We start from the raw sequence: 13,612 nt of genomic DNA on the forward strand, positions 1-13,612 counted from the left end.
GATAACTTTCCTTATGGTTGACGAGACAGCGTTATGTGAAACGGCCGTCTCGCCCATCCACCAGGCGCCGATCAGTCCATCAGCTTGCGCGTCAGGTAGGTATATTCCAGCGCCTGACGGCGCGCGGTCTCGGCCAGGTTGGCGCTGGCGGCGTGACCGCCGTCGACGTTCTCGTAGTACAGGACCGGATAGCCCAGCTCCTCCAGACGCGCCGCCGCCTTGCGGGCATGGGCCGGATGGACGCGGTCGTCCTTGGTCGAGGTCTCGATGAAGACCTCGGGATACTTCTGGCCGGCCTTCAGGTTCGAATAGGGGTCGTACTTGGCGATCACCGCCCGCTCGGACGGGATGGCCGGGTCGCCATACTCGCCCACCCACGAGGCGCCGGCCCCGATCTGGCTGTAGCGGATCATGTCGAACAGCGGCACCTGCACGACGATGGCGTTGTAGAGCTCGGGCCGCTGGGTCAGGGCCACGCCCATAAGCAGGCCGCCGTTCGACCCGCCCATGATCCCCAGCCGGCGCGGCGAGGTGATCTTGCGGGTGATCAGGTCCTGGGAGACGGCGAAGAAATCGTCATAGACCTTCTGGCGGTTCTCCTTGAGGCCCGCCGTGTGCCAGGCCGGACCGAACTCGCCGCCGCCGCGGATGTTGGCCACCACATAGGCGCCGCCGCGCTCCAGCCACAGCTTGCCCATGCCGCCCGAATAGCCGGGGGTCATGGCCTGCTGGAAGCCGCCATAGGCGTAGAGCAGGGTCGGGGTCGCGCCGTCGTACTTCACGCCCTTCGGACGGACCAGGAAGTAGGGGATCTTGGTCCCGTCGGTGCTGGTCGCCTCGAACTGCTCGACCACGTGGGTCGAGGCGTCGAAGCGGGCCGGCGAGGCCTTGACCTGTTCCAGCTTCAGCGAGCCGGCGTCGGCCAGCCAGTAGGTGGTCGGGGTCAGGTAGCCGGTGACGGTGACGAACAGGCGGTCACCCTTGTCGTCGGTCGAGCCCAGGCCGATCGAGCTGCTGGCCGGCAGGTCCAGGGCCTTGGCGGTCCAGCCCTTGGCGCCGTGGGTATAGACACGCGCCGCGCCCTTGACGTTGTCCAGCATGCCCACGACCAGCGTGTTGCGGGTCGTCTGGACTTGCTCCACCGACTTGCGGGCGGTCGGGCGCAGGACGAGCGTGGCCACGGCCTTGTCCGGCGCGGCCTTCAGCTTGGCCAGGTCGAAGCTGATCAGGTCGCCGGTCTTGAAGCCCTTTTGCGGCCAGTCCTGCTCCATCAGTACGACCATCTGGCCGGCGACATAGCCTTGGATCGAGCTCTTCAGCGGCAGGTCCAGCTTCACGGGCTTGGCGCCCTCGATCAGGTAGGTCTCGCTCTCGAAGAAGGTGACGCCGCGATGGGCCATGGTCGCCACGACCTTGCCGTCGGCGTCACGCAGCACGAACGGGCTGACCGAGACGTCGGTGTCGACGCCGCGGAAAACCTCGACCGCCTGCTCCAGGCCCTGGCCGCGCTTCAGCGTCTTCAGCACATAGGCGTAGCCCGACTTGGTCAGTTCGCCGGGCTTCCACTCGCGGCCGACCAGCAGGGTGTCCTTGTCCAGCCAGGTGTAGTTCTGCTTGCCTTCGGGCAGGACGAAGCCGCCGGCCACGAAGCTCTTGGTGGCGGTGTCGAACTCGCGGACCGTCACAGCGTCCTTGCCGCCGTTCGAGAGGGTGACCAGGCAGCGGGTCTCCTCGGGCGGCAGGCAGCTGGCGCCCTTGAACACCCAGTTGGCGTCTTCGGCCTTCGACAGGGCGTCGACGTCAAGGATCGTCTCCCAGGCCGGTTGCGCCGTGCGATAGCTCTCCAGCGTCGTCTTCCGCCAGACGCCGCGCACATGCTCCTTGTCCTGCCAGAAGTTGCGCAAAGACCCGTCGCCGGCGAACGAGACGCCCGGCACGCGGTCCTTGGCGTTCAGGATGGCCAGGGCCCTGGCTTCCAGGTCGGCATAGCGCGCGTCGCCCTGCAGCACAGGCAGGGTCTTGGCATTCTGGGCCTTGGCCCAATCGAGGGCGCGGGTCCCCTCGATCTCTTCCATCCAGAGATAGGGATCGTTCTTGCCCAGCTCCGACAGCGGCGTGCGGGCCTCGGCAGCGGGTTTGTCGGGTTCTGCGGCGATCGTGGGGGTGATGGTCATCAGGCTCGTGGTGGCGAGGAGGGCGGTCAGTATCTTACGCATCTAGTGATCCATCAGCTGGCGCGACAGGTAGGTGTAGTGCAGGGCCCAGCGGCGGGCGTTGGCCTTGGGGTCGGCCCCATTGGCGTGGCCGCCGTCGGTGTTCTCGAAATAGAGGTGGTCGACCTTCAGGTCGTCCAGGCGCGCGGCGAACTTGCGGGCGTGGCCGGGGTGGACGCGGTCGTCCTTGGTCGAGGTGGTGATATAGGCCAGCGGGTATTTCACGCCGGCCTTCAGGTTCTGGTACGGCGAGTACGCCTCGATGAAGGCCCGCTCTGCCGGTATGGCCGGGTCGCCATACTCGCCGATCCACGAGGCGCCGGCGGGCAGCTGGGTGTAGCGGATCATGTCCAGCAGCGGGCTTTCGACCACCACCGCGTTCCACAGGTCCGGCCGCTGGGTCAGGGCCACGCCCATCAGCAGGCCGCCGTTCGAGCGGCCATAGGCGCCCAGGTGGCGGGGCGAGGTGATCTTCTTGGCGATCATGTCCTCGGCCACGGCGAAATAGTCGTCGAAGGCGCGCTGGCGATGGGCTTTCAGGGCCGCGTCGTGCCAGGCCGGGCCGAACTCGCCGCCGCCCCGGATATTGGCCACGGCATAGCTGCCGCCGCGTTCCAGCCACAGCTTGCCGATCAGCGGGTCATAGACCGGCAGCTTGGACAGGTTGAAGCCGCCATAGGCGTGCAGCAGGGTCGGATTCGAGCCGTCGTGCTTGTGGCCCTTCGGATGGATCAGGAAGTAGGGGACCTTGGTCCCGTCCTTGGAGGTGGCGATCTTCTGCTCGACCTCCAGCTTGCTGGCGTCGAACTGGGCGGGCAGGGCCTTCACGGGCTCGGACGCGCCGGTGGCCGCGTTGGCCAGGCGCAGGGCGGTCGGGGTGGTGAAGCCCTCGACGCTGTAGAACACCTCATCGCCCTCGTCGGCGTGCGAGCCCAGGGAGACGGCGGCATTGTCGATGACGGGAAGGTTCGTGGCCGTCCAGCCATCGGCCCGCCGGCCGCCGGTGAAGCGGCGAACCTGGCCGCGCACATTGTCGTAGATCACCGCGATCACCGCATGGTCGGTCACGCTCGCGTGGTCCACCGACTGAGTCGCGGAGGGGGCGAACAGCACCTTGGCGGTGAGGACATTGTCCGTGCGGCCTGGCTCCGGCGCCGACGGGGCCACCGAGATCAGCGCGCCGGCCTTCAGGGCCTGGGGCGCGCCGCCGTGCTGGTAGGTCCAGTCCTGTCGCAGGGTGACGATCAGCTCGCCGCCAAACAGACCGTGGATCGAGGCCTTGGTCGGCAGGTCCAGCGCCGTCACCGCGCCCGTCCCGGGCGTCCACTGGAAGCGCAGCGTGTTGAAGAAGTCGACGCCGCGCTCGATCAGCACCAGCTGGTGGCCCTCGGCGTCGCGCAGCACGTTGGGCCGCACCGAGACGTCGCTCTTCTGGCCGCGATAGACCTCCACCGCCTGGTCCAGGGCCTGGCCGCGCTTCAGCGTCTTGATCACGAAGCCGTAGCCGCTGTCGGTGGTCGTGCCTTCGCCCCAGTTGCGGGTCAGGATCAGGGTGTCGGCGTCCAGCCACTCGATGGACTGCTTGCTTTCGGGCAGGACGAAACCGCCCTCCACGAAAGTCCTGGTCGTCAGGTCGAACTCGCGGACGGTCACGGCGTCCTTGCCGCCGTTCGACAGGTTCACCAGGCATCGATCATGGGTCTTGGGCCGGCAGTCCGCGCCCTTCCAGATCCAGTTCTTGCCCTCGGCCTTGGTCAGGGCGTCCAGGTCGATGACCGTTTCCCACTGCGGGTTCGCGGTCTTGTAGGACTCCAGGCTGGTGCGCCGCCAGACGCCGCGCACGTGGGTCTCGTCCTGCCAGAAGTTGAACACCGTCTTGCCGACGAAGCTGGGCGTGGCGATCCGGTCCTTGGTCGCCAGGATCTTCAGCGCGTCGGCCTGCAGGCCGGCATAGCGCTTGTCGCCCGACAGGACCGGCAGGGTCTTGTCGTTCTGGGCCTTCACCCAGGCCAGGGAGTCGGGGCTCTCCACCGCCTCCAGCGCCAGGTGGGGATCGGCCTCCTGCGCGAAGGCGGGAGCGGCGAGGACGGCGGCCAGGGCGAGGGCTGAACAGGTGCGGAGCAGGATCATGGCGGGGGACGGTATCGCAAAATCCTCCCCACGCCAGAGCTTCTAGAGAACGATCAGACCCCGTCGTCGGGAATGTTCAGCAAGCGCCCGCACGCCTTGCAGTGGACGGCGTCCGGATCGTGCCGGCGCAGGCCGCAGTCGTGGCACTGGTAGATCACCTTGTGCGGCCGCAGGATCGACTGGATCAGGCCGATGAACAGCGACACCCCGCCCAGCATCACCGCCATCGACAAGAGCTTGCCCCACACCCCCGGCAGGGTGACGTCGCCATAGCCGGTGGTCGTCAGGCTGGTGACGGTGAAATAGAGCGCGTCGACATAGCCGGTGACCCCGTCGTGGCGGCCCACGAAGCTCGTATAGACGAAGCCCGTGACCACGAAGATGAAGGTCAGCAGCGACGCGCTGGCTCGGGTGATGTCCTCGACCCGGGTGTCGTCATAGCGCCGGCCGACCGTGCGCCAGAAGAACTCGCTGTGGATCAGGGTCCACAGGCGCACCACCCGCAGGAAGCCGAAATTGAACAGCCAGGCCGGGAACAGCAGGGTGGCCAGCACGAACAGGTCCAGCCAGACGATCGGCTTCTTCAGCCACGACTTGACGTCGCCGTGGGCTGTGGCCCGCGCGGCCAGGTCCAGCCCCAGGAACGCCGCCACCCCGTAGTCGATCAGGTAGAACGTCAGGCCGTGGCGCTGCATCAGCGGCGCGGCGATGAAGAAGGCGATGATCGCCAGGTCGATCAGGATGATCGCGTAGCGAAACCGCACGGCCGCCGGCGAGGCGCCGTGATAGAGCGCTCGCAGACGGGCGCGGAGACGCAGGTCCTCGTGGATGGGCTCAGCCATTGTCGGTCACCAGGCGCAGGAGCGGAGGCGCGGCCTGGGGCGCCGGCGCCGGGCCGCCAACCAGGGCCAGCGCCGTCTCGTAGGCGCCGCCGAAATCGATACGTGTCACGTGCTCGAGCTGTCGGGCGGTCGGCTTGGCGTCCCAGGCCGCGTCGGGGCCGATGTCGCGCATCCAGGCCACCCCGCCTTCGATACTGACGAACGCGCCGATGTGGCAGGTCTCGGGCTTGCCGCCTTCGGCCTGGAAGACCGCCAGCATCGGGAACAGCTTGCCGGCGGTCTCCAGGATGTCGCTGACACTATCGAGCGTCACGGCCGGTGTTTCCGGCGCCGTCTCGCCCAGGCCAGCGAGCGCGGCTTCCACGAAATCCGCGAACGGCGCGGGCTGCAGGTTCTTGACGTCTGCCAGGCGATAGCAGCCGAAGCCGTTGAACCGGACGTGGTCGCTGACCTCGGCCAGCATCAGGAAAGCCGGGCCGATTCCGACCACATAGCCCCTGACCCAGCCGTCCTCGAAGCGCCGGTGAAAGCGCATCAGGCGGCGATCCCGCAGGGCGCTGGTCAGCTGTTCGCGAATGTCCGTGGCCGCCATATCTACTGCGTCGTCCCGCTGCGGTGCATTTCGCGTCGCTTTCCACTATATAGCCGCGTCATGGCCCGCACCTTCCTGAAGATGAACGGGCTCGGCAACGACTTCGTCGTCATCGAGACCGCCACCCAGAGCTTTGAACCGACTCCCGAGGAGATCCGCGCGATCGCCAAACGGGGAGACGGCGGCATCGGCTGCGACCAGGTCATCGCCATCGATCCGCCGCGGACCGAGGGCGCCAGCGCCTATGTGCGCTTCTGGAATTCGGACGGCGAGGAGACCGGCGCCTGCGGCAATGGCACGCGCTGCGTGGCGTGGCTGCTGATGCAGTCGGCCGGCAAGGACGCCGTGGCCTTCGACACCGTCGCGGGTCGCTTGTCGGGCGTCGCGGCCGGCGAGAAGCTGGTCACCGTCGACATGGGCCAGCCGGGCCTCGACTGGACCCAGATCCCGATGTCGGAAGAAATGAACACCGAGCGGGTGGAGCTGCAGGTCGGTCCGATCGATGCGCCGCTGGTCCACACGCCGGTCTGCGTCTCGATGGGCAATCCGCACGTGGTGTTCTTCGTCGACGCCCCGGTCACCGACGCCTTCGCCACCGGCACGGGCTCGCTGGTCGAGCATCACCCGCTCTTCCCGGAAGGCGTCAATGTCGGCTTCGCGCACATCGCGGCGCGGGATCACATCCAGCTGAAGGTCTGGGAACGCGGCGCGGGCTTGACGTCCGCCTGCGGCACCGGCGCCTGCGCGGCCCAGGTCGCCGCCGTGCGTCGCGGCCTGACCGATCGCACCGCCCGTGTCGAGTTCGAGAGCGGCTCTCTGACCATCGAATGGCGCGAGAGCGACGGCCACGTGATCATGACCGGCCCGATCACCATGGAATACGCCGGCAAGCTGCCGGAGCTGGTCGCGGCTTAAGGCCATGGCGAGCTACACCGTCATCAAGGCGACACCGACGCCCAAGCCAGCCGTTGGTGAAGAGGGCGGTCCGGCCACGACGCTGTCCGGCCCGGACGGCGTCGACGTCGTCACCTTCGGCTGTCGCCTCAACGCCTATGAGAGCGAGGCCATGCGGGCCCGCGCTTCGGCCGACGGCCTGTCGGACGCCGTGGTGTTCAACACCTGCGCGGTGACCAACGAGGCCGTGCGCCAGGCGCGCCAGGCGATCCGCAAGGCCCGCCGCGAGCGCCCGGGCGCGCGGATCATCGTCACCGGCTGCGCCGCCCAGGTCGATCCGGCCGCCTTCGCCGCCATGCCCGAGGTCGACCTCGTGCTGGGCAACGCCGAAAAGGCCGCGCCGGGCGCCCTGACCGACACCTCCACCCGCGTGCGGGTCAACGACATCATGTCGATCAAGGAGACCGCCGGTCATCTGATCGACGGCCTCAAGGACCGCGCCCGGGCCTATGTCGAGGTCCAGAACGGCTGCGACCACCGCTGCACCTTCTGCATCATCCCCTATGGCCGGGGCAATTCGCGCTCGGCTCCGGCCGGCGAGGTCGTCGAGCAGGTCCGCAAGCTGGCGGCCGAAGGCTATCGCGAAGTCGTGCTGACTGGCGTCGACGTCACCTCGTGGGGCGCGGACCTGCCGGGCCAGCCGACCCTGGGCCAACTGGTCGGCCGCATCCTGCGCATGGTCCCGGACCTGCCCCGCCTGCGCCTGTCGTCGATTGACGCGGCCGAGATCGATCCGGACCTGTTCAAGCTGCTCGAGACCGAGCCGCGCCTGATGCCTTATCTGCATCTGTCGCTGCAAGCGGGCGACAACATGATCCTCAAGCGCATGAAGCGCCGCCACAGCCGCGAGGACGCGCTGAAACTGGTCGCCGAAGTGCGCCGCGTGCGCCCCGACACGGCCTTCGGCGCCGACCTGATCGCCGGCTTCCCGACCGAGACCGAGGAGGCGTTCGAAAACACGCTGAAACTGGTCGAGGAGGCGGGCCTGGCCTTCCTGCATGTCTTCCCCTACAGCGCCCGCCCCGGCACGCCGGCCGCGCGGATGCCGCCGGTGAAGGGACCGCTGATCAAGGACCGCGCCAAGCGCCTGCGCGAAGCCGGCCAGCGCGGCCTGGAACGTCACCTTCAGCGCCAGGTCGGCCGCACCCTGTCGGGCCTGGTCGAACGCGAGGGCGTGGCCCGGGCCGACGACTTCACCGAGATCCGCTTCGAGGGCGAGGCCCCGCTGGGCGAGATCGCCCTCTTCACGGTGACCGGCCACGACGGCGCCCATGTCCTCGCGGAGCGGGCGGCCTGATCCGGCTGGCGTCGGTCGCTTTAGCGCTGGCCTTGCTGGCTGGTGTCCCCGCGCGCGCCGATGAGGGCGCGGCGACCTCCGCCGCCAAGCCCGTGACCTTCAGCGTCATGACCTACAACGTCGAAGGCCTGCCCTGGCCGGTCCGCTCGGGTCGCGGGTCGGCGCTCAAGAAGATCGGCTACGAGCTGGCCGCCATGCGTTCCCAGGGCAAGGAGCCCGACGTCGTCCTGATCCAGGAAGGTTTCCGCGACGAGATCTGGGACCTGATCGACGAGAGCGGCTACCCGTACGTCGCCCGGGGACCCCGCAAGGGCCAGCGCGACCCCAACTACTTCCCCAAGCACGAACGGCCCGACTACCGGAGGGTGAAGTACCGTCGCAAGGGCGAGGGCCTGGGCAAGTGGGGGTCCAGCGGCCTTTGGGTGCTGTCCAACCACCCGATCGAATGGGTCAAGTCGCACGCCTATCGCTACTGCGCGGGCCTGGACTGCCTGGCCAACAAGGGCGTGATGCTGGTGGCGGTGCAAGTCCCCGGCCTGCCGGTCCCGGTCGAGATCGCCGACACCCACCTCAATTCCAAGGGCGCCTCGGGTGTACCGCGCAAACGGGCGACGGCGGCCCATCACCTGCAGGCCGACGAGCTGAAGCGCTTCATGCAGGCCGACCGCACGCCGGGCGCGCCGCTGATCGTCGGCGGCGACTTCAACGTCATGCATTCGCCCGACCGCTTCGACTATGTGATGAGCGACTATCCGTTCGCGGTGGTCAGCCGCTGGTGTCACGAGCGGCCCAAGGCCTGCGACACCCAGATCTCGTATGACGGCGACGCGCCGTGGCTCGATACCCAGGACCTGATCGGCTTCCTCGGCGGCAACGCCGTCGACGTGGTTCCGGTCGCGGTCGAGGCCACGTTCGACGGCGCCAGCGAGCCGGTGCTGTCCGACCACGACGGCTACAAGGTGACTTTCAGGCTGACACCGAAGGGCCAATAGGAAGGGCGAGGGCATGACGTTGAGCGGCGGCTGCCAATGCGGCGCGGTGCGGTTCCGGGTGGAAGGTCAGCCGGGGCGAGCCTCCATCTGCTGGTGCCGCATGTGCCAGAAGGCCTATGGCGGCCCATTCGGCTCGCTGGTGACAATCAGGATCGCCGAGCTGATCTGGACGCGCGGCCAGCGCTCGACCTTCCAGAGCTCCGACGCGATCACGCGCGGCTTCTGCGCCGCCTGCGGCACGCCGCTGACCTATGAGTACAGCGCCGACCACATCGACCTCTCGACCTTCGCCTTCGACGACCCGTCGGCGGTGACGCCGGTCGTCCAACTGGCGGTCGAGGGTCGCCCGGCCTGGATGGAGCACCTGGCCGACATGCCGGTGCGTCCGCCGATGGGCGGGTCGAGCGTGCCGGTGGTGTCGAGGCAGCATCCGGATCGGGATATCTAGTTCCTTCTCCCCTTGTGGGAGAAGGTGGCCCAAAGGGCCGGATGAGGGGTCGATAGGCCTGTCGGGTTAGTGAGACCCCTCACCCGTCCGCTTCGCGGCCACCCTCTCCCGCAAGGGGAGGGGGGGTCTTCTCGTCACCGCCCGCGAACCCCGGCAAACTCCACCCAAACTTGATCGCCGCCGCCCGCAGGCCGAACGCCGCAACGAACCCCGCGATCCCGGCCGGCCAGAACGGCACGTGCAGCAGCTGCAGCACCGCGAACACCCCCGCGCCCAGCAGCGCCGCCGTGATGTAGATCTCCCGGCGCAGCAGCAGGTTCGGCTCCTCGGCCAGCACGTCGCGGATCACGCCGCCGAAGGCGGTGGTGAGCACGCCCATGACCACGGCGCTGAACGGATGGACGCCCAGGCCCAGAGCCTTGGCGGTGCCGACCACGGCGTAGGCGGCCATACCCAGGGCGTCGAGCCACAGCAAGGCCCGGAACCGCCAGCCGCGCTTGCCCAGCAGCCAGACCACCGTGGCCGCCGCCAGACAGGCGAGAATGTAACCGGGCCGCTGCACCCAGAACACCGGCGCCCCGATCAGCAGGTCGCGCAGGGTGCCGCCGCCCACGCCGGTGATGGCGGCGAAGAATCCGAAGGTGATGATGTCGTGCTTGCGCCGGGCGGCCGCGAGGGCGCCGGTTGCCCCGAAAACGGCTACGGCGGCGTAATCGAGCCAGAAAAGCGCCGCGCCGAGCGGGTCAAGCTGCAAGTCCATGCCCCTACATGCCATGCACGGAACCACCGCGCTAACCATCACCCGTTAAAACCGATTTACACTTTCGCCCGTTCGACTAAAGGGGCGCGGATGAGCGATAAGCCCGAGCAGAAAAAAGGCTGGTTCCAGCGCCTGACGTCAGGCCTGACCCGGTCCTCTCAGCAGATGACCGACCAGGTCACGGGGGTCTTCACCAAGAAGCCCCTGGACCAGGAGCAGCTGGACGCGCTGGAAGAGATGCTGATCGAGGCCGACCTCGGTCCGCAGATCGCCGCCCGTATCACCGAAGCCTTCGGCAAGGCGCGCTTCGGCAAGTCGTCGACCGACGATGAGGTCAAGGAGGCCCTGGCCGAATTGATCTCCGCTGAACTGGCCGACCGCCAGGGCAGCTTCGACCCGCTGGCCGGCCCGCGCCCCTATGTGGTGCTGTTCATCGGCGTCAACGGTTCGGGCAAGACCACGACCCTGGGCAAGATCGCCGCCGATCTGACCGAGAAGGGCGCCCGCGTCCTGATCGCCGCCGGCGACACCTTCCGCGCCGCCGCCGTCGAGCAGCTGAAGGTCTGGGCCGACCGGGCCGGGGCCGACTTCATGTCGAAGCCCACCGGCTCCGACGCCGCCGCCCTGGCCTACGAGGCCGTCGAGCGCGCCAAGGCCGAGCACTATGACGTGGTGCTGATCGACACCGCCGGCCGCCTGCAGAACAAGCAGGGCCTGATGGACGAGCTCCTGAAGGTGATCCGTGTCGTGAAGAAGGTCGATCCGGACTATCCGCACGAGACCCTGCTGGTGCTGGACGCCACCGTGGGCCGCAACGCCCTGGCCCAGGAGAAGATCTTCGGCAACCAGGTCGGCGTGTCCGGGATTGTCATGACCAAGCTGGACGGCACCGCGCGCGGCGGGGTGCTGGTGCCGGTGGCGCGCGCTTCCGACAGCCCGATCAAGCTGATCGGCGTCGGCGAGGGCGTGGAAGACCTGCAACCGTTCGACGCCCGCGCCTTCTCGCGCTCCCTCGTCGGCCTGAAGGACTGATCCGTGAGCGAAGCGCCAGCTGCGGCCAAGAAGAAGAACAACGGCTGGGTGCGGACGGTCGTCGACTACGGCGCGGCCCTCGCGTTCGGCGCGGCCTATTTCATTACCAAGGACTTCCAGAAGGCGACCTGGGTGCTGGTCGCCGCCTCGGCCGCGGCCCTGGCCATCGGCTACGCCGTTGAGCGCCGGGTGGCCCTGCTGCCGCTGTTCTTCGGCGGCATGGCGCTGATTTTCGGCACGCTGGGCCTGATCTTCCACTCCGACGTGTTCGTGAAGATCAAGGTCACGGTGATCAACCTGGCCTTGGCCGCCTTCCTGTTCGGCGGGGTCCTGACCAAGCGCCAGCCGCTGAAACTGATCATGGGCGAGGCCCTGCACATGTCCGACGCGGCGTGGCGGACCCTGACCCTGCGCTATGGCGGCTATTTCGCCGTGGTGGCGCTGCTGAACGAGATCGTCCGCAACACGCAGGACACCGACACCTGGGTGAAGTTCCGCCTGGGTTTGTTGCCCCTGGCCCTGGTGTTCGTGGCGACCCAGGTGCCCTTCATGATGAAGCACATGGCCAAGGGCGACGAGCCGGCCGCCGTCGAACCGCCTGACGCGGGCTTCTAGCTTTCAACCGTCCACGGACCGTTGTCGTCAAACCGACGCGTTCGGGTGCTAGCCTTTGTCCGTCGGCCGAGAAAGGCCGTGCGGATAGGGGCGCGAGATGGCCAAGAGCAAGGGCGAGAAGGCGATCGGGGGTTTGCTGGAGCGTTCGCCCAGCCACCTGCTGCACCGGGTCCTGCAACTGGCGCTCGACATCTATGCGGAAGAGTGCGGCGAGGCCGGGGTGACCCAGCGCCAGTTCGCCGTCCTGGCCGCCGTGGCCGAGAATGAGGGTGTCACCCAGACGGCCCTGGTCCGCGCCACCGGCATCGACCGCTCGACCCTGGCCGACATGGTCGCCCGCATGATCACCAAGGGTCACCTGGAGCGCCAGCGCTCCAGCGAGGACGCCCGCGCCAACAGCGTCCGCCTGACCGACGCCGGCCGCGAGGCGCTGGAAGCCATCCGCCCGATGGTGGCCATGGCCGACGCCCGCATCCTCGCCCTGCTGAAGCCGGGCAAGCGCGAGGGTTTCCTCGACCTGCTCTCCGACATGGCCGGCGCCGAGCTGCACCCGGCCGAAGGCGAGCCCAAGGCCAAGAAGCTCAAGGCGCCGAAGGCCGAGAAGGTGAAGAAGGACAAGAAGCCGAAGAAGGACAAGGCCGCGAAGAAGGCGGCTTAGGGCGCCTCTCGAAATATCACTTGCGGCAGCTTGGCCCGGACGCAGGCGATCGTGCGCGGCGTGGGCAGGGTGGGCCGGAACATCACCGAAGCAGCGCCGTCGGTATGGATCAGCGTGCGCGCCTCGCGGCCACCACAGGCCTGTATGGCCTTGATCACGACGGGAGCACCGCCGGCCACGTAGTCCGAGGCGGGCGTTTTGCCGGGCGCGAGGGGTAGGAACGGCGTCAGGCCAAAATCGACCGTCAAACTGGGCGATGCGAAGATCAGCAGCAGCCCAGCGGTCGCCAACAATCGATCAGACCAGGATATTCAGCAACGACCCCGGACGCAGGACCTTCGTCGGCTGTGCGTCCGGCTGGACGAACGGCTTCGGCGGGGCCTGGCGCTGTTGCGGCTGGGCCATGGTCTGCATCTGCACGGTCGAGGGCGCGGTCGCCGGGCGAGCGGGGGCCGCATCCGTCATCGCCGCCTGGAAGAAGGCCGCGCGCGTCTGAGCGCCCTGACCCGCGGCGGGGGTCTGGGTGGTCTTCGCGGGGACGGACGGCCAACCGGCGGGACGAACGTTGCTCATGACTCAGACTGTATCATGGTTAACGGAGGGTCGGCGAGTATGGTCAACGCCGCGTTAACGCGATAGCTCCGCGACCTGAGAGCGCACCCTTGCGCGCGACGAGACGCTTGGAGAGCCCGTGACCCGCCAGAAGATTATCTTCCTGATCGTGCTGGTCGCGGTCGGCCTGTTCATCGCGGCCATCGTCGGCTCGATGTTCGCCGCCAAGGAAAAGCTCCCGAACGGCTACGAGATCTCGGTCGGCGGCAAGGGCGAGACCTGGCTCCGGTCGCCGGATCGCCAGGCGCTGACGACGGACGTGACCTCGGTGTGGACCTCCGCCGACCGGATGCTGGTCGAGCGGCGCCAGACCGACGAGAAGCCGCCCTTCAAGCTGCTCGACTGCGACTACCAGGTCGCGGAGGGGCGCGGCCCCCTGCGTCCGGTTGCGAAGACCGACGCCCTGGCCATGCTCGCGGGCATGGAGCGCCAGGTCGCGTCGCCGAAGACCTGCGTGAAATAGAAGC

The 13,612-nt window shown here is 68.1% G+C and carries 15 protein-coding genes; 8 read left to right on the forward strand and 7 right to left on the reverse strand.

The features are described from left to right. Positions 1-71: 71 nt before the first annotated feature. From AC07NN_RS22985 to AC07NN_RS23000, 4 genes are read right to left on the reverse strand one after another with little or no spacing between them, the layout of a single operon-like run. On the reverse strand, positions 72-2,216 hold the full coding sequence (locus AC07NN_RS22985; protein WP_494646138.1) for a prolyl oligopeptidase family serine peptidase: 2,145 nt from the start codon (positions 2,214-2,216) through the stop codon (positions 72-74). Next, the gene (locus AC07NN_RS22990) at positions 2,217-4,343 is read right to left on the reverse strand and encodes a prolyl oligopeptidase family serine peptidase (RefSeq protein WP_494646139.1); all 2,127 of its coding nucleotides are present in this window, start codon (positions 4,341-4,343) and stop codon (positions 2,217-2,219) included. 53 nt (positions 4,344-4,396) lie between these two features. After that, positions 4,397-5,185 (reverse strand): potassium channel family protein, encoded by a 789-nt coding sequence (locus tag AC07NN_RS22995; RefSeq protein ID WP_494646140.1) that lies wholly within the window; start codon positions 5,183-5,185, stop codon positions 4,397-4,399. Then, entirely contained in the window at positions 5,178-5,777 is a 600-nt protein-coding gene (locus AC07NN_RS23000) for a hypothetical protein (protein WP_494646141.1), read from the reverse strand. The genes AC07NN_RS22995 and AC07NN_RS23000 overlap by 8 nt, the downstream gene beginning before the upstream one ends. Before the next feature lie 60 nt (positions 5,778-5,837). On the opposite strand from AC07NN_RS23000, the gene dapF reads away from it, so the two are divergent. From dapF to AC07NN_RS23020, 4 genes are read left to right on the forward strand one after another with little or no spacing between them, the layout of a single operon-like run. Continuing rightward, entirely contained in the window at positions 5,838-6,692 is an 855-nt protein-coding gene (gene dapF / locus AC07NN_RS23005) for a diaminopimelate epimerase (RefSeq protein ID WP_494646142.1), read from the forward strand. A gap of 4 nt (positions 6,693-6,696) precedes the next feature. Further along, the gene (gene mtaB, locus AC07NN_RS23010) at positions 6,697-8,028 is read left to right on the forward strand and encodes a tRNA (N(6)-L-threonylcarbamoyladenosine(37)-C(2))-methylthiotransferase MtaB (RefSeq protein ID WP_494646143.1); all 1,332 of its coding nucleotides are present in this window, start codon (positions 6,697-6,699) and stop codon (positions 8,026-8,028) included. A 32-nt stretch (positions 8,029-8,060) separates the two neighbouring features. Next, entirely contained in the window at positions 8,061-9,020 is a 960-nt protein-coding gene (locus AC07NN_RS23015) for an endonuclease/exonuclease/phosphatase family protein (RefSeq protein WP_494646144.1), read from the forward strand. A 13-nt stretch (positions 9,021-9,033) separates the two neighbouring features. Beyond that, positions 9,034-9,468, forward strand: coding sequence for a GFA family protein (locus tag AC07NN_RS23020; RefSeq protein ID WP_494646145.1), 435 nt, complete (start codon positions 9,034-9,036; stop codon positions 9,466-9,468). A 79-nt stretch (positions 9,469-9,547) separates the two neighbouring features. Here AC07NN_RS23020 and AC07NN_RS23025 read toward each other — a convergent pair whose 3' ends face one another. Continuing rightward, positions 9,548-10,228, reverse strand: a complete 681-nt coding sequence (locus AC07NN_RS23025) for a trimeric intracellular cation channel family protein (protein ID WP_494646146.1) — start codon at positions 10,226-10,228, stop codon at positions 9,548-9,550. A 90-nt stretch (positions 10,229-10,318) separates the two neighbouring features. Here AC07NN_RS23025 and ftsY point away from each other — a divergent pair, with 90 nt between their 5' ends. The 3 genes from ftsY to AC07NN_RS23040 all read left to right on the forward strand — a co-directional run bounded on the left by ftsY (position 10,319) and on the right by AC07NN_RS23040 (position 12,533). Continuing rightward, entirely contained in the window at positions 10,319-11,260 is a 942-nt protein-coding gene (ftsY, locus tag AC07NN_RS23030; RefSeq protein WP_494646147.1) for a signal recognition particle-docking protein FtsY, read from the forward strand. Between the two features lie 3 nt (positions 11,261-11,263). Then, positions 11,264-11,875, forward strand: a complete 612-nt coding sequence (locus tag AC07NN_RS23035; protein ID WP_494646148.1) for an inner membrane-spanning protein YciB — start codon at positions 11,264-11,266, stop codon at positions 11,873-11,875. A 97-nt stretch (positions 11,876-11,972) separates the two neighbouring features. Then, positions 11,973-12,533 (forward strand): MarR family winged helix-turn-helix transcriptional regulator, encoded by a 561-nt coding sequence (locus AC07NN_RS23040; protein ID WP_494646149.1) that lies wholly within the window; start codon positions 11,973-11,975, stop codon positions 12,531-12,533. On the opposite strand, the gene AC07NN_RS23045 is transcribed toward AC07NN_RS23040, so the two are convergent. Further along, positions 12,530-12,823, reverse strand: a complete 294-nt coding sequence (locus tag AC07NN_RS23045; protein WP_494646150.1) for a hypothetical protein — start codon at positions 12,821-12,823, stop codon at positions 12,530-12,532. The two genes, AC07NN_RS23040 and AC07NN_RS23045, sit on opposite strands and share 4 nt — an antisense overlap. 7 nt (positions 12,824-12,830) lie before the next feature. Continuing rightward, positions 12,831-13,106 (reverse strand): hypothetical protein, encoded by a 276-nt coding sequence (locus AC07NN_RS23050; protein WP_494646151.1) that lies wholly within the window; start codon positions 13,104-13,106, stop codon positions 12,831-12,833. Between the two features lie 118 nt (positions 13,107-13,224). On the opposite strand from AC07NN_RS23050, the gene AC07NN_RS23055 reads away from it, so the two are divergent. After that, positions 13,225-13,608, forward strand: a complete 384-nt coding sequence (locus AC07NN_RS23055; protein ID WP_494646152.1) for a hypothetical protein — start codon at positions 13,225-13,227, stop codon at positions 13,606-13,608. The last annotated feature ends 4 nt before the right edge of the window (positions 13,609-13,612 follow it).

It is taken from the genome of Caulobacter sp. GW821-FHT09H08 (genome assembly GCF_059415885.1).